General features: G+C 47.1%; 1 protein-coding gene. It reads left to right on the top strand.

The genetic code is table 11. The features are described 5' to 3' along the window. Positions 1 to 348: twin-arginine translocase subunit TatC (locus SPADD19_RS11100; protein WP_164905876.1), on the top strand; the 348-nt coding region annotated here is incomplete at both ends.

The raw sequence follows: 348 nt of genomic DNA, 5'->3' as shown, positions 1-348 counted from the left end.
CTTCATCGTAGCCTTTGTATTTGGGGGAGAACTCTACCAGATCTTGACCGCTAGCCTGCATCAAAAATTGCTGGTATTAGGGCCTAATGATATCCTCTGGATCTATGTATCGCTGGCCAATCTCACAGCTTTTAGCCTGACACTGCCCTTTATTGTCTACCAGATTTGGCAATTTGTAAGGCCAGCTTTGAGGGAGAAGGAGGCGCGTGCAGTCTTTGCCTACATCCCAGCTAGCTTTATTTGCTTTGTGCTGGGGCTAGCGTTTGGTTATTTCTTTGTCAGCCCAGCTATTTTAGAGGTCTTGATGCGCTTGGGAGAAGGACTGTTTGATACCCAATTGACAGCGCA

The organism is Streptococcus parasanguinis (assembly GCF_001578955.1).
Classification (GTDB): Bacteria; Bacillota; Bacilli; order Lactobacillales; family Streptococcaceae; genus Streptococcus; species Streptococcus parasanguinis_U.
Note: the sequence above shows the minus strand (reverse complement) of the source record. Positions and strands in the feature narration are given on the sequence as shown.